Origin of the sequence: uncultured Amphritea sp. (genome assembly GCF_937127095.1) — a bacterium.
Classification (GTDB): domain Bacteria; phylum Pseudomonadota; class Gammaproteobacteria; order Pseudomonadales; family Balneatricaceae; genus Amphritea.
Map to the genome: position 1 here is coordinate 1 of NZ_CAKZLP010000032.1, position 25,275 is coordinate 25,275.

The 25,275-nt window shown below is 51.7% G+C and carries 18 protein-coding genes and 1 pseudogene; 12 read left to right on the forward strand and 7 right to left on the reverse strand.

Annotated elements, in window-relative coordinates:
• The first annotated feature begins 236 nt into the window (after positions 1-236).
• The 4 genes from Q0499_RS07445 to Q0499_RS07460 all read left to right on the forward strand — a co-directional run bounded on the left by Q0499_RS07445 (position 237) and on the right by Q0499_RS07460 (position 5,115).
• Positions 237-746 carry a DUF1566 domain-containing protein gene (locus Q0499_RS07445; RefSeq protein ID WP_299197834.1) on the forward strand — a complete coding sequence of 170 codons (510 nt, stop codon included), beginning with the start codon at positions 237-239 and terminating at the stop codon, positions 744-746.
• 145 nt (positions 747-891) lie between these two features.
• Positions 892-1,440, forward strand: coding sequence for a GNAT family N-acetyltransferase (locus Q0499_RS07450; RefSeq protein ID WP_299197835.1), 549 nt, complete (start codon positions 892-894; stop codon positions 1,438-1,440).
• 444 nt (positions 1,441-1,884) lie between these two features.
• Positions 1,885-2,472, forward strand: coding sequence for a DUF6151 family protein (locus tag Q0499_RS07455; protein WP_299197836.1), 588 nt, complete (start codon positions 1,885-1,887; stop codon positions 2,470-2,472).
• A 255-nt stretch (positions 2,473-2,727) separates the two neighbouring features.
• The gene (locus tag Q0499_RS07460) at positions 2,728-5,115 is read left to right on the forward strand and encodes a bacteriohemerythrin (protein ID WP_299197839.1); all 2,388 of its coding nucleotides are present in this window, start codon (positions 2,728-2,730) and stop codon (positions 5,113-5,115) included.
• 431 nt (positions 5,116-5,546) lie between these two features.
• Here Q0499_RS07460 and Q0499_RS07465 read toward each other — a convergent pair whose 3' ends face one another.
• From Q0499_RS07465 to Q0499_RS07480, 4 genes are all read right to left on the reverse strand, one after another.
• Positions 5,547-6,593, reverse strand: a complete 1,047-nt coding sequence (locus Q0499_RS07465; protein WP_299197841.1) for a response regulator — start codon at positions 6,591-6,593, stop codon at positions 5,547-5,549.
• A 136-nt stretch (positions 6,594-6,729) separates the two neighbouring features.
• On the reverse strand, positions 6,730-9,936 hold the full coding sequence (locus tag Q0499_RS07470) for an AraC family transcriptional regulator ligand-binding domain-containing protein (RefSeq protein WP_299197844.1): 3,207 nt from the start codon (positions 9,934-9,936) through the stop codon (positions 6,730-6,732).
• Positions 9,937-10,130: 194 nt separating this feature from the next.
• Positions 10,131-10,907, reverse strand: coding sequence for a transporter substrate-binding domain-containing protein (locus tag Q0499_RS07475; RefSeq protein ID WP_299197846.1), 777 nt, complete (start codon positions 10,905-10,907; stop codon positions 10,131-10,133).
• Between the two features lie 198 nt (positions 10,908-11,105).
• The gene (locus Q0499_RS07480) at positions 11,106-12,635 is read right to left on the reverse strand and encodes an alanine/glycine:cation symporter family protein (RefSeq protein WP_299197848.1); all 1,530 of its coding nucleotides are present in this window, start codon (positions 12,633-12,635) and stop codon (positions 11,106-11,108) included.
• Between the two features lie 559 nt (positions 12,636-13,194).
• On the opposite strand from Q0499_RS07480, the gene Q0499_RS07485 reads away from it, so the two are divergent.
• The 4 genes from Q0499_RS07485 to Q0499_RS07500 all read left to right on the forward strand — a co-directional run bounded on the left by Q0499_RS07485 (position 13,195) and on the right by Q0499_RS07500 (position 18,531).
• A complete protein-coding gene (locus tag Q0499_RS07485; protein ID WP_299197850.1) occupies positions 13,195-13,599 on the forward strand; it encodes a phnA protein in 405 nt (134 codons plus the stop codon).
• 300 nt (positions 13,600-13,899) lie between these two features.
• Positions 13,900-14,766, forward strand: a complete 867-nt coding sequence (locus Q0499_RS07490) for a hypothetical protein (RefSeq protein WP_299197852.1) — start codon at positions 13,900-13,902, stop codon at positions 14,764-14,766.
• Positions 14,767-14,880: 114 nt separating this feature from the next.
• Positions 14,881-17,403, forward strand: a complete 2,523-nt coding sequence (hrpB, locus tag Q0499_RS07495; protein ID WP_299197855.1) for an ATP-dependent helicase HrpB — start codon at positions 14,881-14,883, stop codon at positions 17,401-17,403.
• Positions 17,404-17,841: 438 nt separating this feature from the next.
• Entirely contained in the window at positions 17,842-18,531 is a 690-nt protein-coding gene (locus Q0499_RS07500) for a haloacid dehalogenase type II (RefSeq protein WP_299197857.1), read from the forward strand.
• 291 nt (positions 18,532-18,822) lie between these two features.
• On the opposite strand, the gene Q0499_RS07505 is transcribed toward Q0499_RS07500, so the two are convergent.
• Positions 18,823-19,503, reverse strand: a complete 681-nt coding sequence (locus Q0499_RS07505; protein ID WP_299197859.1) for a pirin family protein — start codon at positions 19,501-19,503, stop codon at positions 18,823-18,825.
• A 124-nt stretch (positions 19,504-19,627) separates the two neighbouring features.
• On the opposite strand from Q0499_RS07505, the gene Q0499_RS07510 reads away from it, so the two are divergent.
• Together Q0499_RS07510 and Q0499_RS07515 are read left to right on the forward strand one after the other, a co-directional pair.
• Positions 19,628-20,377, forward strand: a complete 750-nt coding sequence (locus Q0499_RS07510) for a sulfite exporter TauE/SafE family protein (protein ID WP_299197861.1) — start codon at positions 19,628-19,630, stop codon at positions 20,375-20,377.
• 95 nt (positions 20,378-20,472) lie between these two features.
• Entirely contained in the window at positions 20,473-22,032 is a 1,560-nt protein-coding gene (locus Q0499_RS07515) for a glutamate synthase-related protein (RefSeq protein WP_299197863.1), read from the forward strand.
• 30 nt (positions 22,033-22,062) lie between these two features.
• Here the strand turns inward: Q0499_RS07515 and Q0499_RS07520 are convergent, their stop codons facing one another.
• The gene (locus Q0499_RS07520; RefSeq protein ID WP_299197865.1) at positions 22,063-22,890 is read right to left on the reverse strand and encodes a pirin family protein; all 828 of its coding nucleotides are present in this window, start codon (positions 22,888-22,890) and stop codon (positions 22,063-22,065) included.
• Between the two features lie 132 nt (positions 22,891-23,022).
• Here Q0499_RS07520 and Q0499_RS07525 point away from each other — a divergent pair, with 132 nt between their 5' ends.
• Both Q0499_RS07525 and Q0499_RS07530 read left to right on the forward strand, forming a co-directional pair.
• Positions 23,023-23,946, forward strand: a complete 924-nt coding sequence (locus tag Q0499_RS07525; protein ID WP_299197867.1) for a LysR family transcriptional regulator — start codon at positions 23,023-23,025, stop codon at positions 23,944-23,946.
• 64 nt (positions 23,947-24,010) lie between these two features.
• Complete coding sequence (locus Q0499_RS07530; RefSeq protein ID WP_299197869.1) at positions 24,011-24,988, forward strand: glutathione S-transferase family protein; 978 nt, start codon at positions 24,011-24,013, stop codon at positions 24,986-24,988.
• A gap of 116 nt (positions 24,989-25,104) precedes the next feature.
• On the opposite strand, the pseudogene Q0499_RS07535 reads toward Q0499_RS07530, so the two are convergent.
• Positions 25,105-25,275: pseudogene (locus Q0499_RS07535) on the reverse strand (amino acid ABC transporter ATP-binding protein); the annotation flags it as partial.

Below are 25,275 nucleotides of genomic sequence, written 5' to 3' on the forward strand. Positions count from 1 at the left end.
GATTTAAAATCTTTCTATAAGCAGCGTTGGCATATTGAATTAGACATACGCAACATCAAAGGTACTCTGGGAATGAATGCAAAAATCGGGGACAGGTCTTGCATTTTACAGGGGTAAGGAAATAGGGTTTAGCTCTTGTGCAAAATTCAAGACCTGACCTTTTTAACACACTCACTTAGGTCGCTGGGGCCTCGCCTTCGCTCGGTCCCTTACTCAAAGCGTTATTTATCCATATTATGAAAAGAATTATCACATTTTTGATACTTGCATCATGGTTGACTTCAAGTGTCGCTTTGGCTGTTTGTGATAAGAACATTGCCGAAAGCACACCTTCGTCACGCTTCGTTCTTAAAGGCGGTGAAGCATATGATCAACAAACGCAATTGACTTGGAAGCGTTGCAGTGTAGGAACCACCTGGACGAGTGACGCTGGTTGCATTGGGAAAGTGAAACTACTGGGATTAGATAAAGCTAAACAATTAGCTCAGGCGCTCGGCGGCGGTTGGCGTGTTCCAACGATACAAGAGCTCTATAGTATTGTTGAACAGAGATGCTTCAATCCAACGATTAACACCAGGGTGTTCCCCGCAGTAAAAAATTTTGGAGAAGGTACGCCTTATTGGAGTGACACCCGCGTCGAGGAGATACCTTCACTCATCTACTTCATTGATTTTATCGATGGCGCAATAGATGGTCACAGCAAAGGGTTTCCACTGGCAGTACGTCTGGTACGTAGTGAACCGTAGCCTTTTGCCTATAAAGAAAGTCGGGGGGCCAGTCCTGTGTTTTGCAAGGATAAGGTAATCGGGTTGAGCTCCTATGTACAACTCAAGACAGGATCCTGTTAAATGCTGGGCCGTCTCTACGTTCCGGCCCTTTATGTTAAGCATTATGAATAGGGATAAGTCAGTGAAATTGTTTGAAACGGAAAGGTTAGTGGTAAGGCTGCTATCCCCTCAAGACGCTCCAGCGCTCACTGAAATTCTGAGCGACCCGGAGGTCATGAAATATTCCGTTCGCGGCGTTTGCGACGAAGAAGCGACGCGACGATTTTTAGACTGGTGCCTCCATTGTTATCTGTCCCACGGAATCGGCCCCTGGGCATTAACAGAGAAAGGGACGGGTGAGCTGATCGGCTTCTGTGGTATTGGGCCTGAGCGGGTCGGAGAGGTTGAAGAAAACAATCTCGGCTATCGATTGGCGCGAAGGTATTGGAGTCAGGGATTTGCAACCGAAGCGGTTAAAGGTGTGCTGCGGTATGCCTTCGATCAAAAACAGTGTGAGTCGGTGGTGGTTATTATTGAGCCGGAACATGCTGCGTCAGTTCGCGTAACTGAGAAGGCTGGGTTTGCCAGCTATCGGGTACAAGAATTTCATAACAGGCCGGTGCGGCTCTATCGTATGACTTGCGAAGAGTGGGCTCTTAGTAAAAGGGGGTAGAGCGGTGCCCTTTAATCTCGAGCAAGGTATGCATTCCCACGCAGGAGCGTGGGAACGAGTCAGGTTTTGCTATCTTGTTGGGGTTCGTGCCTCACCTCAACCTACGAACTGCTTTAGCTCTTCACTCGGTGCTCTCAGTGTTCTTAGCATGCCCTCTGGGAACTGTGGTAAAACCGCTTTTTACAGATCTGATATTCTGGGGAAGCTCAGTTTTGCTATCTTGTTGGGGTTCGTGCCTCACCCCAACCTACGAACTGCTTTAGCTCTCGGCACTCTCTGTGTTCTTAGCATGTCCCCTGGGTACTGTGGTAAGACCGCTTTTTACAGATCACGGGGCAAAGGATCAAAGCCCTTTAACTTTCCCTCCTTTTTTGAGCCGCGTATGCTTAGGCTATATAACTCAACAACCACTGATGGTAAGCCCCAATGACGGAGAATAAAAAAATGATGCACAGAATTCAGTGTAAATGCGGGGCGCTGCAAGGCCATATTCAGGGCTCTGGAACCAGCAGCCGGATTGTCTGTTATTGCGCTGATTGCAGAGCCTTTGCGAAATTTTTAGACTGCTCCGATGAGGTGCTGGATGCTCAGGGCGGAAGCGAGATTGTGCAGCTGACGCAGCCCCGGGTGGTCTTTTCGCAGGGTGAGGAGCATCTTGCTGCGGTGCGGCTGAGTGAGAAAGGCTTGCTGCGCTGGTATGCAGGCTGTTGCAAAACTCCGATAGGAAACACCCTGGCTAATCCAAAGGTTTCGTTTATCGGGCTTATTCGTCCGTTTCTCGATCAGTCTATGATTGAGAAGGATTTTGGTAGCAGCATCGCGGTCGTGAATGTTGATTCAGCCATTGGCGAGCCCAAACCGGTGCAGAAGGGGCTTTTCGGTGTCATCCTGCGATTCATCTGGATGGTGTTACCGATGCGCATCAGCGGTCAGTATCGCGGTTCTCCACTATTTACTGAGTCGGGTGAACCTGTCGTGACGCCGAAGGTGCTGACTGCCGAAGAGCGTAACGCTTTAAAAGCTGAGGTTTAAAGAGATTAAGCTCTTTTGCCCCGAGCAAGGGATGCATTCCCACGCAGGAGCGTGGGAACGAGTTAAGCTTTCTTCTTTTGCTTTTTATTCGGTGCTCTGTGTTTTCTGTGGTAAACCGTTTTTCCCGATCAGGGCAAAGAATCAACACTCTTTAATTACCGAATATCCAAAATACTTAATGTTTTCAGATATTTGACGCCTGATATTGATCAACCAATGTCATTGACTTCATTCAGTGTTTAATAGATGCTTTTGATGATAAACGTCCTTGTAGGGAAAACAACAATGGTGTTGCCAGAGCAATCTCTCGATAAATCACTGGAGTTCCAGATTTTTCCCTGGAACACTGCTTTCGCTACAGGCATTGATGTGATCGACACACAGCATCAGCAGTTGGTTTCGATTCTGAACCGGCTCGCGAGGCATTTTGTGTTGCAATCTACCTCTGTTGATGAGATCGAGGCCATCATTAGGGAACTTGCGGACTACACCGATTATCATTTCAAGTGCGAAGAACAGATCTGGCACAGGCATTTTGAAGGGCATCCCATGTTGAGTGCCCACGAGCAGGTGCACCATGATTTCTTCGATAAGATCGCTTCCATTAAAAACAGCAAAGGTAGTTTAGAAGACTTTGCTCAAGACCTCTTCGGTTTTCTGACCCGCTGGCTGGCTTTCCATATCCTCGACAATGACAAACGGATGGCTCTGGCGACGCTGCGCATGGACGGTGGTGAGCCGATCGACCAGGCTTTGCAGGCAACCGATCAAGAGATGACAGGTGAGCTGGCCCAGCTGATTAATACTGTGCTGGCAATGTACGGCGAGCTTAGCTCCAACACCATTGCTCTCATGCGCGAGAAACTAGCCCGTGATAGTGTAGAAAAGGCTCTGTATGACGAACGTATGCGCCTGGCAGAGCAATCGTTGATATCGAGTGAGGAACGCTATTCTATGCTGTTTGAGGCCATCCCCGATGGTGTATTGGTTTGTGAAATCCCTTCGGGACAGATTGTGGAATTTAATCAAGTAATGGAAGAGCTGTCTGGGCGCTCGCGCGAGCAATTGATACAGATGCAGATCTTTGATTTGCATCCCAAAGAGGATCGGGATTTTCATATAGCCAATCTCGCGAAGTTTAACATCATGGCGTGTAACACCATCGCAAACGGCCGCTTCGAGAGCTTACTTGTGCGTTCAGATGAACAACATATTGATGTGGAGATCAGTGTGCGTGGCCCGTTTCTGATTGGCGAGTCGTTCTGTCTGGTTGGGGTGTTTCGCGACATCCGCGAAGGTAAGAGGCATCAGCAAGCGTTGGAGTATGTGGCCTACAACGACGAGTTGACAGGATTGTTCAACCGCCAGGGCATTAAACGCTACATGAATGAAAAGATCGGAACTAGCCCTCATAGTAAACTAATCCTACATGCTGATATTGACAATTTTACTCATATCAACCAAAGCTACGGTAATGAATTCGGGGACAGGGTACTAAAAGCATTTGCCAAGCAAGTAAAGGTCGGTCTTTCAGGCGCCCATCAAATGGCACGTCTTGGCGGCGATGAGTTTTTATTAATTGTAGATACCTCTCCGGCAGATGACCCTCTGTCCGAGTTGATCTCCGATCTGATGAATAGGCTACAACGTCCGGTCAGCGTTGACGGCAGCGTCATTCGGATAAGTGTGAGTGCCGGTATCAAATATTGCACTGCAACCGATTGGACCAATGCGGAAGTATTGTTGCGTCAGTTGGCTCATGGCTTGTATCTGGCCAAGATTAAAGGTGCCGCTCAGTTCCACCTGCTAGATCAGTTTGAAGAAAACTCCGAACGCACTCGTAATGAATTACTCAACCGAATCGAACAGGGCCTCGACAATAATGAGTTTGAACTGTTTTACCAGCCACAAGTTGATATGTTGAACGGCCATGTAATCGGTGCTGAAGCACTGATTCGATGGAGACATCCGCAGAAAGGCTTGCTATCGCCAGTCCATTTTATTCCCGCAACGACTAATCATCGGGTATCCGCGCTGATCGACGATTGGGTGCTACAGCAATCCTTGCAGCAGATAGCACTGTGGCATCACCGCTTCCCAGGTTTGAAGATCAGCTGCAATATCAGCGCTATGAGCATTCAAGATAGTAATTTCTCGAATCGTTTGGGCGCTATGTTGAACGAATACCCGCAAGTCTCGCCAAGTAGTCTTGAAATCGAAATATTGGAAAGCAGCGCTATGTTGGATATGTCGACCGCTATCGCTAACCTCGAACAATTGAAAAGTCTGGGTGTCTGTTCTGCGATTGACGACTTCGGTACGGGCTATTCGGCGCTGGCTTATTTGAGGCGTCTGCCGCTGAGCTGGCTGAAATTAGACCAGAGTTTTATTGCTGATATGTGCAATAACGTCAACGATCACGCGGTCATTGAGGCCATAATTGCCATGGCTGAGGCGTTTGATTTGTCGATGATTGCCGAAGGTGTCGAAACGCTGGAACAGGGAACCGTGTTGATCAACATGGGTTGTCAGTATGGCCAGGGCTATGCCATTGCCCGTCCCATGCCGGCTTTGCAGTTCGAAGACTGGCTCAAACAGTGGCAGCCACCGGCGGTGTGGCTGGAGGCCGCAAGTCCAGCTTGAAAAATTCGTCATTATTGATATCACAGTCGATACCTCAGGGTGATACCACAAGGTCAGGGCACTTTAATTCCTAATAGTGTTATTGACTGATCGATGGATATTTTAGGTGAAGCTCAGTCTTTCTATCCTGTTGGGGTTCGTGCCTCACCCCAACCTACGAAAGCGGGCAGGGCTGTTTTCCTAACAGCCATTTGATTTGGCGCTTCCCTCGATGTTCTTAGCATGCCCCCTGAGTACTGTGGTAAAGCGCTTTTTACAGGTCTGATATTCTGGGGAAGCTCAGTCTTTCTATCTTGTTGGGGTTCGTGCCTCACCCCAACCTACGAAAGCGGGCAGGGCTGTTTTCCTAACAGCTCTTTGATTTCGGTGCTTCCCTCTGTGCTTTCTGTGTCCTTAGCTTGCCCCTGGGTACTGCGGTAAAACCGCTTGCCCTATAACAGCGGAATCTGGCAGTAGATGGCGCCGCTTTCATCCATCTCCGCCAGTTCGCCCTGTAGCTGCTGACACAGCAGTTGCAGGTGGTTGCGCAGCTGTTCTGCCCAGGGTGATGATGAGAACACCGGTTGACCCTCCGCGAGTGTGACACTGAGGCGCAGCTGGCCCGGTTGTGCGGCTTCGAGGCTGAGTTTCAGGTCGGCGTCATTGGCTTGCAGAATCGCCAGCTCAATCGCGCTGATCAGGATCTGCCGGATACGCACCGGGTCGGTGTTGATCTGCACTGGCAGCGCTTCATCTATCCGGTAATCCAGCAGCCAGCCTTCGATGCGGCTTTGGGGAAGAAAGGTGTGCAGTATCTCATCCATGAGCGGACTCAGTTTGACGGTTCCTGTGCTCGATGTCTGATCGGCCAGATCGAGAATGCTGATGCCATTTTGCAAACGTTGATGCTGAGCATGCAGGCTGGTGGCAAGATCCTTAGCGACGGGGTTCAGATCCATCTGCTGTAGTCGCTGGCTCTGTTTCAGTAGCGGCTTTATCTGCAGGTTTAACTGTTGGGTGACCGCCATCAACAGCTGGTTATCATCGGTGGTTGCCAGGTTGGGAGCGGTTGCCTGCAGGCGGGCGTTTTTAATGTCGCGAAACGAGCGCAGCGCCACTACCACCGAGGTGAGCAGACGTGAAGCGGATAGCTCAGCCTTACTCAGATAATCGTTGATATCGTAATTAACGATCACCTGAGATTCGGGGGCGTAACCTGGATGGCCGGTACGGAGGATAATGCGGATATCCCGGTTGTTAAGCTGATTGCGGATATGTTCGACCAGCCGTAAACCTTCGTCATCGTTTTCCATCACCACATCCAGCAGGGCGAGGGCGATATCCGGATGTTCTGCGAGTAACTTGCGCGCCTCTGCGCCACTCATGGCACTGATCAGTTCGATAGGGCGTTGTTCAAACTCATAGCCGCGGAAAATCATCCGCGTTATGCCGTGAATACCTTCTTCGTCGTCAACAACCAGTACTTTCCATGGAGTCATAAACTGCTACATATCTGTGTTTTGTCAGAGCTGCTATTCTGCCAGTAAAAGTGGGTCTTATACCAGAGAAAGCCGTCCGTCTGCAGTAAATTGAATGGCGTCAGGGTGGCAGCACTTCCTGTGAGAAAACAGCAGATTAGCTGATCAGACATTCAAGTTGCTCGGTTTTCGCCAGAGCCCCCCACTGGTAATAAAGGTCGCGACTTTTGATCAGGCAAAATTGTGCCAGAGCCGGTTGATTCTGTGACTGCAAATAATCGCCATAGCGTTCATAGCAAAGTGCCCGGTGATGACTAAAACCATGTTGCTCGGCGTTGATGATCGCCTGCTCATATAGAGGCGCGGGGTTATGGTTTAGCAGGCGCGCTTTTTCGGCCTGTAGCAGTAACCGCTGGGTGCTGAAGTTTTCCGGGCAGTGTTTTGCCCAGAGTTCAAAGCGTGACTCAATCTGTTCTACTTCCATGCGGCGGCGATGCATCAGTGAGTGTTGTTGCTGCGCCAGAATAAGGCGCATCATCGCTGTACAAAAGAGGGCTTCGCTGACACAAAAATAGCCTGCCAGTTCATTTTCTAACTGAGCTTCCCAGCGGTAGAGATCGGGCCATAGCGATTGTTGATCCAGCAGGAACGCCGCCAGAATGGTGCTAACCGCCTGCCAGCCGTGTGCATATTCAACCTTGTCAGGCAGGGGCTGTTCTCCACAGAGCTGTTGCATCAGCAGTAACGATGAGTCTCGCAACTGGGCTGCCTGACGGGTCTGCTGTTGCTTAATCATCTGCTCATAATGCTCACGGCAAAGATTCAGCTGTTCACTCAGCGAGGGGGTTGTTAGCAGGGATATCTGATGTTGCAGCAGATAACATTCGCCCTGAATAAGCCACTGACCATGCTTTTGGGATAGCGCAGCGACATGTTGTAACTGTTCTCTGGTGCTGTGAATGGGGGCAAACCAATGTTGCACCTGGCTGCATTGCAGCAGTGCCGCACTGGTGGCAATGGTTATTTGCGCCGGGTTTTCTTCTGTCGAGGTGTTATCCGGGGCTGGCTCGACTGAGTCAATCAGGCTCGGGCTAAGCACTTCTGCTGCACTCAGGTCTGAGCCAATCGATGCCCTGGTCATTAATCCGCCAAACTGATTGGCCAGCTGCATCCCCTGTACTGAGAAACGCTGCGCCAGCCGGAAGTCTGCGCAGAACCAACTGGCAACCCAGGCGTAACTGACAAACGCAAAGGGTGTCAGTGGACTGCGGCCCTCTGCTAAGCTGATTTTTGTCATTCGGCCGATGGCACAGGCGGCGAGTAATGGTTTGCTTTGCTGACGGGCAATCAGGCTGATCTGTTCCAGCAGTTGTAGACGGAGCAGGTCTGCGGGTGACTGGAGTGATGATAATGGCGGGATGATCTGTTCACCCAGTCGTTCGCTGATCTCATGGTGTTGGGATAACAGCAGCAGGAGTTGCTGGTTATCCTCTTCGGGCAGTGCCGGGTCTAACAGGGTCAGATTTTCCAGCAGATGGTTTAACCCCAGAGCCTGCTGGTCGCGATGCAGGCAGATTTCGGCGGTAATTAATGCCGCGCCTGCCCTGTCCAGCGTGTCAATATGTCCGACAGGCAGTTGCAGTAAGCATTGTTCGGCAAGTTTAATCTCTCCGGCCAGCAGGTGCAGCCTGGCCCGTTGAAGCAGTAACTGACTTTTCTTTTTAAACTGATCACGGCGAAGTAACCGATAGGCGTTTGACAGGTAGCGACTGGCGCTGGCGAAGCTTTGTTCCGACTGGGCCAGTGCAGCGGCGCGTATATTCAGACGTCGCAGCTGCTTTTTCTCTGCTGCATCGGCCTGTTGATGCGCCCGGTTAAGGTGAAGCAGAACGGTGGTTATCTGCTTCAGGGTAAAGTCATCTGATAACTCTTCTAACAGCAACAGGCCGCATTGGCGATGCAGCTTACATTTTTCGGTTTCATTCAGTCGCTGGTAGAGCGCACTGCGGATCTCCGGGTGGCTGAAGCTGTATCCGCTTTGTTCATCAGTTGAGTGCGTAACAGCGTTATTTTCGCCACCGGCTGCGCTGATTGGGCCCGGGTCTATTAGCCCAAGCTGCTCTGCGGGCCAGAGATGTATGGCCAGACGCGCTACCGGGTTGTTCGTCACTTTTCCCAGTTCAATGAGGCTGAACTGCTCGCCGAACAGCGCCGCCCACTCAAGTAGTTCAAGGGTGAAGTTGGTGAGCTGGCCGATACGCTCTTCAATCTTCTGAATACGCAGTTTGCTGTCCCGGTCATGCAGCCAGTCGTTATTCGTGCTCTTCTGACCGGGCAGCGCTGTGGTTTCTATAAACGCTTCGGGCTTAATCTGCTGTCGGTATTGGCTGGGTGCGACACCCATCCAGCGTTTAAACGCTTTCTGAAATGCGGATTGATTAGAAAAGCCCAATTGAAAGGCGATCTCGCCAAAACTTATCTGGCCGCGCTGGATAAGTTGCAGGCAGGTTTCTCGCCGGGTCTGATCATAGATGTCCTGGAAGTTTGTCCCCAGCAGTCCGAGTTTTCGCTGCAGGGTTCTCAGGCTAAGGCCAACCGATTCGGCAATCTGTTCGCGTCTGACACAACCACTACCTTCTGCCAGCTGGCTGCGGATGAGGTTACGGGTTTGCGCAGGCAGTGCGCTCTGCTGGGCGGATTTACTCAACAGGGAATCAGCAAACTCCCGGTGAAGCTGATGCATCTCCGGATTCGCGTCCAGGCAGCTCAGTGACAGATAATCGCTGGCAAACAGCAACTGGTTGCGGGGCGCATCAAACTCAACTTCAGCGGCGAAAAATTGCTGATAGGGCAGCAGACTGTTGGGTTGAGGGAACTCAAGCTGGACATTCCGAACCGGAATCTGATGGCCGGTTAACCAGCGGGGCCAGTTAATCAGACAGGCCATCAGGTATTCGACAGGCTGGAGCTCGGGGTCGTTCAGTTCAAGGCTGAAGCGCGTGCCATCAACGGTTTGTTCCATCTGAATGATAGCGCCTTCAAGCAACAGAGGCAGATAGTCAATCAGTGCCTGATAGGCTTTCCCCAGTGTGTCAGCGGTGGCCATCAGAAAGCCAATGGAGCCCAGCATTCGGGGTTGGGTCGCCTCACCCAGACTCAGGGCAATACGCGGGTTTTCGGTGGCTTCTGCCAGCATCTGTAAAATCTGGCCGTAGCCTGATGTTGGAAAACGCGCACCCGGTTTAGATAGCTCGGCCTGTGACAGCGAGGCGCTACTGAGAATCTGATCCTGATCCAGCCGGTAGTGTTGGGCCAGCTGCAGGACTGGTTCCAGGAGTTTGGTTGTTGCTGTGGTTACAGACATTAGGTCCCGGTATTAGCGTTGTCTGGCATGGAAGGATGTATTTATCTTAAAGCTGTAATGCCAAAGATTAACATAGAGTTTTTTTAAAGTATGTCTTTGTGTGCCAGATGCTCTTGTTTTGTCGCTGGAGTGCTCTGAACAGAGGTGTCGAGAGGTTTGCTTTGCTTGTTAAGCGAGTATGATCGGCGGCTGATTTATTGGTATCGCTGGATTATTGCGTCTAAATCACCTGATTGGCGAAGCTCCAGTATGGCGCGGTTAATAATATCGATATCCGACAGATTCACGGTTTTTTTACTGAACATCATATAGATATCATCATCGCTGGCATTCCAGTCAAGGGTCGTGATTTCGTTCTCCAGCCCCAACTCTTTGGCTAAGACTCTACCGTTATAAAGGTCGGTTAATACTACATCGGTGCGCTGAGCACTTAGCATTTGAATTAACTGTTCATAGCGATTCAGTTGGTGCACGAAGAAGCGGTCCTTTATCTGACTCCAGGTGCTACCGTAGTACGCTCCGCGCAACACCATCACGCGTGGTTTTAAATCGGCCAGTTGTTCGAACTCCTGGGCTGCGTTCCATTTTGTATATTCGTTGCTGCGCACAAAAATAGCCATAATCTCCCGGCGGTATGCTTCAGAGAAATAGGCCCATTCTGATCGCTCAAGCGTCTTTGAGGTGCCAAGTGCCAGGTCGAGATCTCCGGTTTTTATGTATCTCATGGAGCGCTCCCAGGGGACATTTTTAAGCACATAGTTGCAGCCTGCTTGGTGCATCACCGCGTCCAGAAGCTCTATATCCATACCCTTGACTCTGTCGTTGTCCCACACCTGGTAAGGCTTCCAGTCCAGCCAGCCGACCGAAAAGGTTTTCTGACAGGCCGCGCTGACATGGCTGCCAAAGGGTAACAGTAGCACCAGCAGCAGGGTTCGGATGATCGCGTGTTGGCGGGCTGGCGGAGTTATCACGGAGAGAGGCTGCCTCGTGTTGGTTGAGATACAAGATGCTACGCACTCGATTATAGGTAGGAGGTCTGTTCTCCTGCAACAGGGTTTTTATCGCCGGTTGCAGTATGGCGAATAGTATGGCGAATCCGGGCCGTAAAAAAGCCCGCGCTGTTTCCAGCGCGGGCTTGAGTGTTGTTTGGTTAACAAAGAGGGATGTTGTTAAACCTGTTCGGTCTCTTTTTCAGACGCTTTCTTCGCAGCAGCCGTTTGCTTAGCGAGGCGCTTTTCCCAGAAAGTCGCATTTTTGATACCGAGTTTCAGAGGGTTAAACGTATAGTTTTCAACGCCGGCCTTATGTTGTGCTTCATAGTCTTTAAGCGCCTTAAGGGCAGGCTTGGACATAAAGAAGATGATCAGAATGCCTGCAATGTTCAGCCATGCCATCAGGCCCACGCCGATGTCGCCCAGACCCCATGCGAGGTTCGCTGTTTTTACTGCACCGTAGAACGTTGCTGCCATCAGTACCAGTTTCAACGCGCCGATCATGCCCGGTATTTTGATGGTACGCTGGATGTAAGCGATGTTGGTTTCAGCGATATAGTAATACGCCAGAATAGTGGTAAATGAGAAGAAGAACAGAGCAAAGGCAATAAATGGGTTGCCTAAGCCTGGCAGAACGCTTTCGATAGCTTTCTGTGTGAACAGTGGGCCGTTAGCTGCGATATCAGCGCCCAGATTTTGCACCAGGAAGGCATCACCTGCACCGTGTACGTTGTATGCCCCGGTAATCAGGATCATGAAAGCAGTCGCTGAACAGACAAACAGAGTATCGATGTAAACCGAGAACGCTTGCACCAGTCCCTGTTGAGCAGGGTGTTCAACCGCAGCGGCAGCCGCCGCGTGAGGGCCTGTACCCTGGCCCGCTTCGTTGGAATAAACACCACGCTTAACACCCCAGCCGATCGCGGCACCCATGCCGGCCATTGGAGTGAAGGCATCCTGAAAAATCATACCGATAACGCCTGGCAGCAGGTCGATGTTCAGCAAGACGATTACGCCGGCGATAATGATATAAGCCAGCGCCATGAATGGCACAACAATCTGAGTAAAGCTGGCAATACGCTTAACACCGCCAAAGATGATAAAGCCCAGAATCAGTACAACAATAGTACCGGTCAGAATTTTTGCGAAACTCAGGGTGCCCATTGCGGTTTCGATCATGTCACCGGAACCGAAAGTCGCTTCAACGGCGTTGCCGATACTGTTGGACTGAACGCCTGGAAGAAAAACACCACAGGCCAGAATAGTCGCGATTGCAAAGATCCAGGCAAACCATTTCTGTCCCATTGCTTTCTCGAAATAGAAAGCCGGGCCACCACGGTACTGGCCTTCATGTTCCTCTTTGTAGATCTGCGCCAGGGTTGATTCAGTATATGCAGTTGCGGCGCCAAGAAATGCTACAACCCACATCCAGAATACAGCACCCGGGCCACCAAAACCGATGGCTGCAGCGACACCGGCAATGTTACCGGTACCGACACGGCCTGATAGAGAAACGGCCAGTGCCTGGAAAGACGAGATGCCTTTTTCAGAAGCTTTGCCGGAGAACAGTAGCACCCACATTTCGCGGAACATTCGAACCTGCACAAAGCGTGTCAGGATAGAGTAGAAAAGACCTGCACCAAGACACAGATAGATCAGTGCTGGGCTCCAGATAATGCCGTTAGTAAAATCGACAAATTCTTGCATGCGTAAGTATCTCCGAAAAGCAACGTGCCGGGCACGAGAGTTAGCGTTATTGTTGTTCAATATATCCACCTTGTTGAGGTGGATGCGTGTGCAGTCAGGGTCACTGCCGTTGCGCCTGTGAGAAAACCATTGCAGAATATCTGCTATAAATAGTGTCTGCTGACAGGCGCGCGCGTTTACTGGTTAACTCTCCGATCGGGCGGAGAGCCAGGAAATCAGTTGCTGATAACGATAAGACATAACCCGGGCCGGAGGCTCTCCTCTGAATAGTGACAGGGAGATAGATCTGCGGGCACGAGGGCGGTGTTTCTCTTTTATCTAAGCGGCTAAGACTTTAGTGTGAATGTTTTAAGTGAGGTATATCCTACCGTGCCTTGTTTGCCTCCTTGTGTGCCAAATGCTGTGTGTTTTTTTTAATCGGCTATCCATTCAGCGTATTTCTTCCGGTTTTCACGACGATATTGTGTTGCTCTTCTTAATGCCTTTTGCTTAACTTTTTTCTGCTTTGAGCCTATTGTTATACAGAGTCATATTTATCTGATTTATAAGGAATACTCCGATGTCAAAGAGCCATGCGAAACATCAGGAAAGACACCATGGTTTGTCGCAGTTTGGCAAGGATTTGGTGCGTCGCTGCGGTGCTAAATGTGAGCTTTGTGAAGCTCATGGGGTTAAGTTAGGGGTGTATGAAGTGTCGCCCATTGCTGCAGAGCCTGACTACGATCATTGCATTATGATCTGTGAAACCTGCAGTGGTCAGCTGGACCGGCCGAAAAAGATTGATCCGACATACTGGCGCTTTCTGGCGACCTCGATGTGGAGTAGCGTGGTGCCGGTTAAGGTGATCTCGGTGGTGCTGTTAGAGCATCTGGCAAAACAGCAGGACTGGGCAGGAGAGTTGCTGGAACAGGCCTATATGGAAGAGTCGGAGCGCGCCTGGGCGGATGAGGTAGAACTGTTGTAATAACGGCCTAAGCTATCGCCTGGCTCATGTTAAAACAACTGTATTATGATTATTTTTCATTTCAGATCTTAGGCTGGCGGGCGATAACGGGTTAACTGAATAATAAAACCGGTGTCCGTTATGTTTAATTCTCTGAGCTCGCATCCTCAATTTTCTTCCTCCGGGGTGAACCTTACGTCGGGATCACAACATTCTGCAGTTCAGAAGGCATCGGTAGCCAGTACCAGGGACGCAGGTAGTTCCCTTTCGAGTTCTGTTCCGGGTTCCGTTCCGACGACAGCGACACGTTCCTCCTATTCTATGTCTGAACGCTTTAGCCGGGATGATAGCTTTACCATCAGCCTGAAAACGAAGGATGGTGATCAGGTGGAGATCAGCTTTAACAGCGAAACCCGCTATCAATCCGACTACGCACAGCGCACCGGTCATGGTCGTGAGCAGCAGCGTTACAGTATCGAAAAGAATCAAAGCAGTGAGTTTGGTTTCAGTGTGCAAGGTGATCTGGATGTTGAGGAGCTCGATGCTATCGCCTCCCTGGTCCAGGATATCTCTTCGCTGGCAAATAGCTTCTTTGATGGTGATCTGCAAACGGCGATGCAACAGGCCAGTGATCTGACGCTGGACTCAACACAGCTGGCGGAGATGGATATCTCAATGCAGCAGTCGATAGAGTATCGGGCAATTGAAAAATACCGCGAAGTACAGTCGATGGGTGAGGGCCGCGCAAATGAACATCTACGTGCCATTGAGCCTTTCAGAGAGCAGCTGCAGAACCAGGTGAGTCGCAGTGAGCAGTGGGCCAGCAGTGCGACTGATTTTACCCTGAGTCTGTTTGTTAATCTGGTGCAGCATGATGTGCGTTTCAACGCTGCCAGCGAAACTGAACAAGCGGCTATTAAGGATAATATGGGACGTCTGGGTGAACTGATTTCCGGCAGACATCATGGTCATGAAAACAGACATGAAAACAGACATGAAAACCGGCATGAGCGTGACAACCATGGTGATTATGAGTCCCGGGGGGCGCGCAGTTCAGATAGCGATCTGAGCAATGCCCCGAACAATTCCGCGAACAATGCCCCGAAAAACGTCCAAAACAGCGGTGCTGATACGGTCCCCGCTGATACTGCTCCTGCTAATAGCGATCCGGTCACTGTTAGCGCTTAATATTTGTTCTGAGTGAACACGCCATACCTGTTATGGCGTTTTTTTTGCCTGTAATTCGTCATCTGCCTGTTAGAATACGCACTCTGTTTTTTCTCTACCGGACCCCCTTTTTCTATGAGTACTCTTCCCGTCGCCGATGTTCTGGATCAGCTTAACTCAGCTCTGAGTGAGAATGACGACGTGGTGCTCGAAGCCCCACCGGGTGCAGGTAAAACCACGCTGGTGCCGCTGGAGTTACTGCAACATCCACAGTTTGCCGGACAAAAAATTCTGCTGCTCGAACCCCGTCGACTGGCGGCGCGCATGGCTGCCGGGCGGATGGCGGAACAGCTGGGTGAAAGCGTGGGGATGACGGTGGGTTATCGGGTGCGGATGGACTCTAAAGTAGGGCCTGATACCCGCATTGAGGTGGTAACCGAGGGTATTCTGACCCGCATGTTGCAGGATGACCCCAGTCTTGAGGGTTATGGACTGGTGATCTTTGATGAGTTTCATGAGCGCAGTCTCGATGCGGATTTTGGTCTGGCGCTGACACTACAAGGCCGGGAGCTGTTTCGTGAAGACCAGCCGCTTAAGCTGCTGTTGATGTCTGCCACCCTCGATAAACGGGTGATTGAACAGCTTCTGCCTGATGCACCATTGATCAGCAGTCAGGGGCGAATGCATCCGGTGGATATCCGCTATCTGGGGGCGCCGGGGCGGGATCAGCGCCTGGAACAGCAGGTAGCCCGGGCGGTATTGCAGGCGCTGGAGGATGAAAGCGGGAGTCTGCTGGTGTTTCTGCCAGGACAGAAAGAGATCCGTAACGTGATGCGTGCACTGCCAGGTCAACTGCCTGACAACGTCATCCTGGCACCCCTCTACGGTGATCTGACGATACAGGCTCAGCAGCAGGCGATAGCGCCGTCACCCGCAGGGCAGCGTAAAATCGTGCTGGCCACCAATATCGCTGAAACCAGTTTAACCATTGAGGGGATCCGCGTAGTCATCGATGCCGGTCTCAGCCGTGAAGCCCGGCTTGACCCCACCAGTGGCATGACCCGTTTACATACCTGCCGGGTGTCACGGGCCGCCAGCATTCAGCGGGCCGGTCGGGCGGGGAGGATGGAGCCCGGCTGTTGTTACCGGCTCTGGTCGGAGAGTCAGCAGGCGCAGTTAGCGCCCCATGCAACGCCGGAGATAATGTCTACGGATCTCAGTGCGCTGGCGCTGCAGATGGCACGCTGGGGCGTTGAAGACCCTGCCGAGCTTCGCTGGCTTAATCTGCCTCCCGAAGCTGCGCTAGGGCAGGGGCGCGATCTTCTGCTCCGTCTGGGTGCGCTGAAGATGACAGAGAATGGCTTGCAACTGACCAGTGCCGGTGAACTAATGGCCCGGCTGCCGCTACATCCTCGACTGGCGCACCTGTTGCTGGTGGGCTGGGAAGCGGGCTGCGCGAAGCTGGCCTGTGATATCGCCGCGTTGTTGAGTGAGCGTGACCCGCTTAACGGCGATGCGGATTTTGACCGGCGTCTTAGCTGGCTGAAGGGCGATGTCGTTTGTGCTGCCAATCAGAAAGGGGTGCTGCAACGCATCCGGCAGCTGAGTCAGCAGTTTTACCGACTCTGCACTCAGCACCTTAAAACGCTGAGTCAAACAGCTTCCCGTTTACCGGATGCGCACTATGCCGCACTACTGATCGCTCAGGCATATCCGGATCGTATCGCCGCGCGGCGTAAAGAGGGGGCCGATTATCAGTTGAGTGGTGGGCGGGCGGTCAGGCTGGCTGATGCTGATCCGCTGGTGAAGCATCGCTGGCTGGCGGTGGCCAATTGCGGCGGTATGCAGGGGCAGAGTGCAGACCGTGTGTTTCTGGCGGCGCCACTGTCGGAAGCGTTGTTCGATACTGCGCTGGCGGGCTTGGTGCAGCAGCAGAAAGTGGTTGAGTGGGATCGTCAGCAGGGGCGAATGTGCTGTGAGTTACAGCGTCGCATCGGTGTCTTAGTGGTGAGCCGGGAAGAGCTGAAAGAGATTCCGCTGCCCGAGAAAAACCAGATTCTGATCGATCTGATTCGTAAGCAGGGGCTGCAGCTGTTGCCCTGGAATGACGCGATTGCCCTCTGGAGGCAGCGGGTTAATTTTCTCCACAGTGTCCAGCCTGAGGGCGGCCCCTGGCCCGATCTGTCGGATCAGGCATTGCTGGACACTCTGGAGCAGTGGTTAGCGCCCTGGCTAGATCCGGTGAGTCATATCAATCATTTTTCCCGGCTTGATCTGGCCAGTATTTTACAGGGGATGCTGGCGTGGCCCCTGCCTAACGAGCTGGATAAACTGGCCCCGACCCGTTTAGCGCTGCCCTCAGGTCACAGTGCCGCCATCGATTACAGTGACAGCCCACCGGTGCTGGCGGTGAAGCTGCAGGAGATGTTTGGCTCAACCGAGACCCCGGTGATCGGCTATGGGGTAGCGGTGAAAATACATCTGCTGTCTCCGGCCCGCAGGCCGTTGGCGGTGACGCAGGATCTGGCAAGCTTCTGGGCCAACAGCTACCGCGATGTGCAGAAAGATATGAAAGGGCGCTACCCCAAACATCAGTGGCCGGATAATCCCCGGGAAGCGCTGCCCTCTGATGGGATAAAACGAAAAATCCGCAAATAAGCCGGTGTTTTCATAAAAAACTTTCAAGATCGCTTCGGTTTTTCTGTACTAGTATGAAATTACTCTGCAAAGACAGAGCTGATATAGCCCCAATCAGTTGGGGTTGAATAAAGATAGAAGAAAGTACTTCGCATGCCACATGTAGCCCCGCTAGCGCGGGGCTCACTTTTGCTATGAATTGTTAATATCTCCTTTTAACAAAACGTTGAGGTTTTCTATCAGGCGGGCCGTACCGGCCCGCCGAACAACGCCCTCACCTTGCAAACCTGACTGTAATCCCTGTTTGTTCTCCTGCTTGAATCCCTTTTGCGATTGAGTTTCCAGCGATAAGCCGCCATATTATTAAAGCTTTCGGGTGCTGAGCAGAGCGTTTCTCTGTTGAGTATACGGATCTGCCACTATCGCTATTTTGATCAGCTCACCCTTTGGAGAACGGTTATGCGCAGTCAGACCTTTGCTTTCGATGTTTATGGCACTTTGGTTGACCCCCTTGAGATGAGTCAGCACCTGCAGATGATGGTGGGTGAGAAAGCGGGGGTGTTATCAAAACTATGGCGGGAAAAACAGGTTGAGTACGCCTTTCGGCGGGGTCTCATGGGGCGTTACGAGCCTTTTAATGTCTGTACTCTTCAGGCGTTGGAATATGCGCTTGAGGTAACCGGCCTTTCTTTGTCGGATGAGCAACAGACGTTTCTGATGGGGCAGTATCAACAACTGGAGGCGTATGCTGATGTTATTCCCGGTATCGAGTCTCTGCGTGCTCAGGGGCACTATTGTGTCGCATTCTCAAATGGTCCGGCTGACAAAGTGAAAGCCCTGTTGAACAATGCCGGTGTGCTTGAGTTGTTGGATGATGTGATCAGTGTCGATGAGATTCAACGTTATAAGCCTGATCCGGCGGTCTACCTGCACCTGTTGAAACGCTCGGGTAGTCAGTCGGGAAATACCTGGCTTATATCCAGTAATAGCTGGGATGTGATGGGGGCAAAACATGCGGGACTGAATGCTGCGTGGATTCAGCGCGATCCAGCTGCTGTGTTTGATTTTTGGGATATTTACCCGGATAAAACCGTTAATTCTCTGCAATATCTGGCTGAAGCGTTCAGTATAAACAACGGTTATGAGTAGGACGTGTTCACTTTTGGTGCAGTGCAGAAAAAAAAGACCCGGCGGGCGCCGGGTCGAAGTAAGCCAAATTAGTGGCTCAAAAAGCAAAGTGCTATTTCAATATAGCGAATTATTTGTGCATTGCAACATAAATTTAGTGAAGGTTTTATGAGATCCCCTGTTTATGGGGCTATAAGGCTCATTCTGTTTGGAATTTTTTGTTATAAGTGATTTTGTTTTAAAAGCCGGAATAGGAAGAACGGAGGTGCCAGGTCTGCTCCTATGAGCAGTCTTGAGGTGGAGAGAGGTGGGTCAGGGCAGGGTGAAATAAAACCCTTCAGCTCTGCTGAGTCCCCGCATTGATATCAGTGGCTCGTTTTCAAACAGCATTGCATCGCCTGCTTCCAGAATAGATCCATTCACCTCCAGTTCTCCCCGGAACAGGTAGAGAAAGCCATATTCCGATGCGGGCAGACCATAACTGGTGTGTTGCAGACGGAACTGATACATCTCAGCGTTCTGGCCGATCTGCAGAGATTCATCCCGGCCATCCGGGGAGATAATCAGTTGCACCCCTTCACGACTGAGCAGTTTGCGGAACTGATAACGGGGTGTGCTGCCGGTTTTTTCTGGCACTATCCAGAACTGCAGCATCTTCAGGTTGTTTTCCAGTGAAGCATTTTGCTCGGTGAACTCGGTGCCGGTCCCGGTGCTAAGTAACTGTAAACTGCGGCCTTCCAGTAATTTGCGGCTTCCGAGTGAGTCAGTATGCAGGTTTTTACCGTCGAGAATGACCGAGATAACCTCCATATCAACATGGGTGCTCGGATCTATCGCTGCCCCAGCGTGCAACAGGTCTTCATTGGCGACCCGCAGCTCAGAGATCCCCATCCAGTCCGGATCGAAATAGCTGCCAAAGGAGAATACATGCCTGGATTCAAGCCAGCCGAAATGGGCATATCCCCGGTCTGAAGCACGTTTTATTCTGATCATGGAGGTCCACACGTGGTCACTGTTGCTAACTGTTTTACCCTCTCAGCTCCACTCTGTAAATACTGTGGCCGGTTTTCCCTGCCCATTTATCGGAGTAAGATGCTGTTTTTCTGGGGGGAATGACGTGGATCTGATCTTATCGCTTAGTTGGGCGTTCTGGTTGCTAGCCGGTATTGGGGTGTTGTTGACCGGTATTTCGAAGTCCGGTTTTGCTGGTGGTGTTGGGGTGATCAGCGTGCCGTTGATGTCGCTCTATATTGGCCCGGTGCAAGCCGCTGCGATTATGTTGCCACTGTTGATTCTGATGGATTATTTCAGTGTGCGCGCCTGGTGGCATAGCAAGCGGGTTGATCTGTTAAAGATTATGGTGCCTGGTGCGGTGGTGGGGATCTTTATCGGTTATCTGCTGTTTGGTTATCTCAATGATGATGTTTTACGTCTGTTGCTCGGCATCCTCTCGATTGGGTTTGCGCTCTGGGGGCTGTTGAATGGTTCAAAGCTGGGTCAGGGTGGTTCGCCCATCGTCGGCGCTATCTCCAGCACGGTGGCAGGATTCACCAGCTTTATCGCCCATGCGGGCGGTCCGCCGATGAACTTCTATCTGATCCCGATGAAACTGCCCCGGGCTGAGTTTCTGGGTACCGCCGTGGTGTTTCTGGCGATAGTCAATCTGGTCAAGCTGGTCGCCTATGGCGTGCTCGGACAGATCAATACCGATAACCTGTTAGTCGGGCTGGTGCTGGCGCCAGTGGCCTGGATTGGTATCAAACTGGGGCTGGTTATTCATCATAAGCTGGACGATAAACTGTTCTACCGGATAATCCTGATTATGCTGCTGATGGTCGGTATTAAGCTGATTTACGACGGCCTCTGAGGGCTCCTGGTATAAGCGCTTTTTAACCCGGGATTGGTTCTTTTTTTAAAATGGCTGCTAGGCTTTACTCATTGTTCTGTTCTTGGGAGTGAGTCATGTCTGCAAAACCGGTCGTCGCGGATAATAAACCCGCTAAGGTCGAACTGATTGAGGGGCAGGAGTACCATTTCTGTGTCTGTGGGCGATCTTCTAAACAACCTTTCTGTGATGGCTCCCATGCGGGAACCGGTCTGACGCCGAAGGCCTTCAGAGTCGATAGCTCGGGTGAGGCCTGGTTGTGTGCCTGTAAACATACCGGCAACGCGCCTTACTGTGATGGCAGTCATAAGCAGTTTGATGCTGCGGCGGTGGGCCATGAAGGGCCAGGGCCTGCCGTGACTGATTCCGCCGCAACTGATCAGACTCCGCCGCAGGCAGTGAATACTGCGGAAGAATCCACGGTGGAGTTTATTCACCAACTGGCTCGCAGTGGCATCAAAGGGGTTGGCTCGCACGGCCCGATGACGGCGATGGGGGTGCCTCGGAATCAACTGCCCGCCTGGGATGATATTCAGATTATGGTAGCCCAGATGGCCCGTAAGCCGCTGTTGGAAGATGCGCTGGTGGAAACCTCTCTGGTGATCGGCCCGGAAGCAAAAAAACCGTTGCGACTGGATATTCCTCTGTTTGTCTCGGATATGAGCTTTGGCTCGCTCTCGGAAGAAGCAAAAACCGCTCTGGCGATGGGGGCCGAGATGGCGGGCACCGGCATCTGCTCTGGCGAAGGCGGTATGCTGCCAGAAGAGCAGCAGGCCAACTCCCGTTACTTCTATGAGCTTGCCAGCGCTAAATTTGGTTATCACGAAGCGCTGCTGGAGCGGGTGCAGGCGTTCCATTTTAAAGGGGGTCAGGGGGCGAAAACCGGTACTGGTGGTCATCTGCCCGCCAGTAAAAATGTCGGTAAGATCTCTCAGGTGCGTGGTATTCCGGAGGGACAGGATGCGGTATCGCCGCCGACCTTTACCGATATTCACAGTGTGGCTGATTTTAGCCGCTTTGCTGATCGGGTGCGGGAAGTCACTGGGGGCATTCCGGTAGGCTTTAAGCTCAGTGCCAACCATATTGAGCGGGATATCGAGTTTGCCCTCAAAGCTGGTGCGGATTACATCATTCTGGATGGTCGTGGCGGCGGTACCGGTGCGGCACCGCAACTGTTTCGTGATCATATCAGTGTGCCAACGATCCCGGCATTGGCACGGGCCAGGCGCTGTCTCAACACCAACGGTGCCAGCGGACGGGTGACGTTGATTATTACCGGCGGGCTGCGGGTGCCCAGTGACTTTGTTAAAGCGTTGGCGCTGGGTGCCGATGGTATCGCGCTGGCAAACAGTGCGATGCAGTCGATAGGCTGCGTGGCCGCACGTATCTGTAATACCAATAACTGTCCGGCAGGCATCGCCACTCAGAAAGCGGATCTGCGTCAGCGATTGAATGTCGAAAGGTCGGCGGCGCAACTGGCTAACTTTCTCACCGGCTCGGTGCACCTGATGCAGGTGATGGCCCGGGCCTGTGGTCATAGCCATCTGCAACAGTTTGATATGGGGGATCTGGCTACCTGGAATCGGGAGCTGGCGTATCTTTCGGGGATTAGTTATTCAGGGGTGGTCCCCCTCTGAGTACGAGGGGGAGTCTGGGTGTCTGCCTGGTTAATCGGTCAGGGTGCCCTGCTGATAATCACGGATCGCCTGATCAATTTCAGCCTGAGTGTTCATTACAAAGGGGCCGTAGTGAGCCACCGGTTCCTGCAGCGGTACGCCACTCAGCAGCAGTGCTCCGGCACCCTTGGCGGATGTGATCTGCAACGCGCCTGGCTCGGTAATTTTCGCCATCTGCCGGGTGGCTATTGTTTCACCATTCAGACTTAGCTCCCCTTCATAGACATAAAGCAGTAGTGTACGCCCAGCACTGTTTTCAATGCTGATATCGGCATCGTCTTTCAGGCAGAGATCAGCGACAGCAGCACTGCCGGGTAGTTGCTGCAACGGGCCGCTAAATGATTGGCCCTCCAGAGTGACCTCTCCGCCGATTACTTTCAGCTCTGCATTGTCCAACGAATGCCAGGGTAGTTGCTCTCGACCCACATCCTTCCAGTCAGCGTTTTTCATCTTCTGGCTGGCGGGCAGGTTGAGCCACAGCTGGAAACCGTGCATCAAGCCATCTTTTTGCAGTGGCATCTCGGAGTGAATAATGCCTCGTCCAGCGGACATCCATTGAGCTTCACCGCTCTGTACACCGCCTTTATTACCCATATGATCCTGATGTTCAAACCCACCATGACGGATATAGGTCAGAGTTTCGATGCCCCGGTGAGGGTGCGCAGGAAAGCCAGAACCGTAATCATTGGGGTCATCAGAGAGTATTTCGTCCAGCATTAAAAACGGATCGAGGCCGTTATCACGAAAGCCATGAACCCGCTGTATTTTCACACCTGCACCATCAGACGATGGCTGGCTTTGAATAATTTGAATCGTCATAACGCGTCTCCTTCGGCTGCATCAATCTAAGCCGTACCTGATTTGATATGACCCCATAATAGTCCTTTATTTGGGAATGAAAATCGGTATAAATAGAGCTATATATTCTATTTTTTAGAAAGGAATAGCAGGGTGAAGGTAACACTTGAGCAGTGGCGCATGTTGAAAGCGGTTGTCGAGCACGGTGGTTTTGCTCATGCCGCCGAGGTTGTGCATAAGAGTCAGTCGAGCATCCATCATGCGATTCAGAAGATGGAGCTGATGCTGGATGTTAAATTGCTGGAAGTCAAAGGGCGCAAAGCGCACCTGACGGATGCCGGGCGGCTATTGTTGCAACGGGCTGAACATCTGTTGGAATCCGCCGCTAACATCGACTCATTGGCCGCCAGCCTGAATGCGGGCGTGGAGCCCGAGATTTCGATAGCGGTAGATCAGACGTTTCCACCGGAATATATTGCTACGGTGTTGGAGCAGTTTTCAAACGAGTGCCCAAATACACGCATTCAACTCTATGAGACTGTGCTTTCCGGTGCTGCTGAAGCACTCAACAAAGGTATGGTGGACCTGGCAATTGCCGGTTCCGGTGTGTCTCACTTTATGGCAGAACCGTTGTTTACGGTCGACTTCATTGCGGTCGCCTCGCCGGATCACCCGCTATTTAAAACCTATAACGAGACTCAGTCTCTGCAGATCGATGATCTGGTGAATTACCGTCAGTTGGTTACCCGTGATTCTGCGCTGGAAAATAAGATCGATTCTGGCTGGCTGAAAGCGGATGAACGCTGGACGGTGAGCAATATCTCAACATCAATAGAGATGATTAGCCGGGCGATGGGGTTTGCCTGGATTCCGGTGACCCGGATGGGGCGTTTGCTGGAGCAGGGGCTATTACTGCCGATTCCTCTGCAAGCCGGTGGTTGTCGTAGTGAGATGCTGCAGCTTTACTATGCCCGACAGGATCGGATTGGACCGGGATTGAAACGCCTGGCGGAGTTGCTACATCAGTGTTGTGATGCTGATGTTTCTAATTATTCGAACATCAAATCCGTTTTTTAGTAATTTTTAATCTAGTAAATAGAATCTATTATTGGCTCATAATGTAATTGAGCAGGAGGCCGTGATGGGATTACTAATCGAAGGCAAATGGCATGATCAATGGTATGAAACGAAAAACTCCAAAGGTGAGTTTGTCCGTGAACAGGCGGGGTTTCGTAACTGGATAACCAGCGATGGCCGTCCTGGTCCTACCGGTGAGGGAGGTTTCAGGGCGGAGCCTGGCCGTTATCATCTCTATGTCTCGCTGGCCTGTCCCTGGGCACATCGCACCCTGATCTTTCGCAAGCTCAAAGGGCTGGAAGACCTGATCACGGTGTCGGTTGTCAGCCCGCATATGCTGGAGCAGGGCTGGAGCTTTGATAGCGAAACCGGTTCCACTGGCGATCACCTGTACGCTTCTGAGTTGATGCACCAGATCTACACCCGGGCGCAAGCGGATTATACCGGCCGGGTGACAGTACCCGTGCTGTGGGATAAACAGCAGCAGACCATCGTCAGCAATGAATCGTCTGAGATTATCCGCATGTTTAATTCAGCCTTTAATGACCTGACGGGCAATGAATGCGATCTCTGGCCTGAACTATTGCGTGACCAAATTGAAGAGCTGAACAGCTGGATCTACGAGACGGTGAACAATGGTGTGTATCGTTCGGGTTTTGCCACCGCGCAGGATGCCTACGAGCACAATGTTAAAGACCTGTTTGCCAGCCTCGACCGGATTGAAAATATCCTGTCTCAGAATCGTTATCTTGCGGGGGCCAAGCTGACCGAAGCGGACTGGCGTCTGTTTACCACCCTGATCCGGTTTGATGCGGTGTATCACGGTCACTTTAAATGTAACCTGAAACAGCTGCGCGAATACCCGAATATCAGCGGCTATGTCCGAGAGCTCTATCAGATTGAAGGGGTGGCTGAAACGGTGAATATGGAACATATCAAACAGCACTATTACTACAGCCACGATATGATCAACCCCACCCGCGTGGTACCACTGGGACCTGAACTGGATTTTGCTGCCCCCCACGGTCGGGAGACGATCTGACGGTTATCAGTTAGTTCAACGGCAGCCAAAAAAAACCGCCCAAACAGGCGGTTTTTTAATGTTTCTTCTAGCTACTATCCACTAGCAAGCGGCGTAGCCGCATCTAGCGACTGCTTTTAATGCGCTAAAATCTGACTCAGGAACAGCTGGGTGCGTTCATGCTGCGGATTGTTAAAGAACTCATGGGGCTCGTTCTCTTCAACAATCTGTCCGCCATCCATAAAGATAACCCGGTCGGCGACGGTCTTCGCAAAGCCCATCTCGTGGGTGACGCAGAGCATGGTCAT

Coding starts and splice junctions, on each gene's coding strand:
- Q0499_RS07445 (WP_299197834.1), top strand. CDS start 237: ATGAAAAGAATTATCACATTTTTGATACTTGCATCATGGTTGACTTCA.
- Q0499_RS07450 (WP_299197835.1), top strand. CDS start 892: ATGAATAGGGATAAGTCAGTGAAATTGTTTGAAACGGAAAGGTTAGTG.
- Q0499_RS07455 (WP_299197836.1), top strand. CDS start 1,885: ATGATGCACAGAATTCAGTGTAAATGCGGGGCGCTGCAAGGCCATATT.
- Q0499_RS07460 (WP_299197839.1), top strand. CDS start 2,728: ATGATAAACGTCCTTGTAGGGAAAACAACAATGGTGTTGCCAGAGCAA.
- Q0499_RS07465 (WP_299197841.1), bottom strand. CDS start 6,593: ATGACTCCATGGAAAGTACTGGTTGTTGACGACGAAGAAGGTATTCAC.
- Q0499_RS07470 (WP_299197844.1), bottom strand. CDS start 9,936: ATGTCTGTAACCACAGCAACAACCAAACTCCTGGAACCAGTCCTGCAG.
- Q0499_RS07480 (WP_299197848.1), bottom strand. CDS start 12,635: ATGCAAGAATTTGTCGATTTTACTAACGGCATTATCTGGAGCCCAGCA.
- Q0499_RS07485 (WP_299197850.1), top strand. CDS start 13,195: ATGTCAAAGAGCCATGCGAAACATCAGGAAAGACACCATGGTTTGTCG.
- Q0499_RS07490 (WP_299197852.1), top strand. CDS start 13,900: ATGTCTGAACGCTTTAGCCGGGATGATAGCTTTACCATCAGCCTGAAA.
- hrpB (WP_299197855.1), top strand. CDS start 14,881: ATGAGTACTCTTCCCGTCGCCGATGTTCTGGATCAGCTTAACTCAGCT.
- Q0499_RS07500 (WP_299197857.1), top strand. CDS start 17,842: ATGCGCAGTCAGACCTTTGCTTTCGATGTTTATGGCACTTTGGTTGAC.
- Q0499_RS07505 (WP_299197859.1), bottom strand. CDS start 19,503: ATGATCAGAATAAAACGTGCTTCAGACCGGGGATATGCCCATTTCGGC.
- Q0499_RS07515 (WP_299197863.1), top strand. CDS start 20,473: ATGTCTGCAAAACCGGTCGTCGCGGATAATAAACCCGCTAAGGTCGAA.
- Q0499_RS07520 (WP_299197865.1), bottom strand. CDS start 22,890: ATGACGATTCAAATTATTCAAAGCCAGCCATCGTCTGATGGTGCAGGT.
- Q0499_RS07530 (WP_299197869.1), top strand. CDS start 24,011: ATGGGATTACTAATCGAAGGCAAATGGCATGATCAATGGTATGAAACG.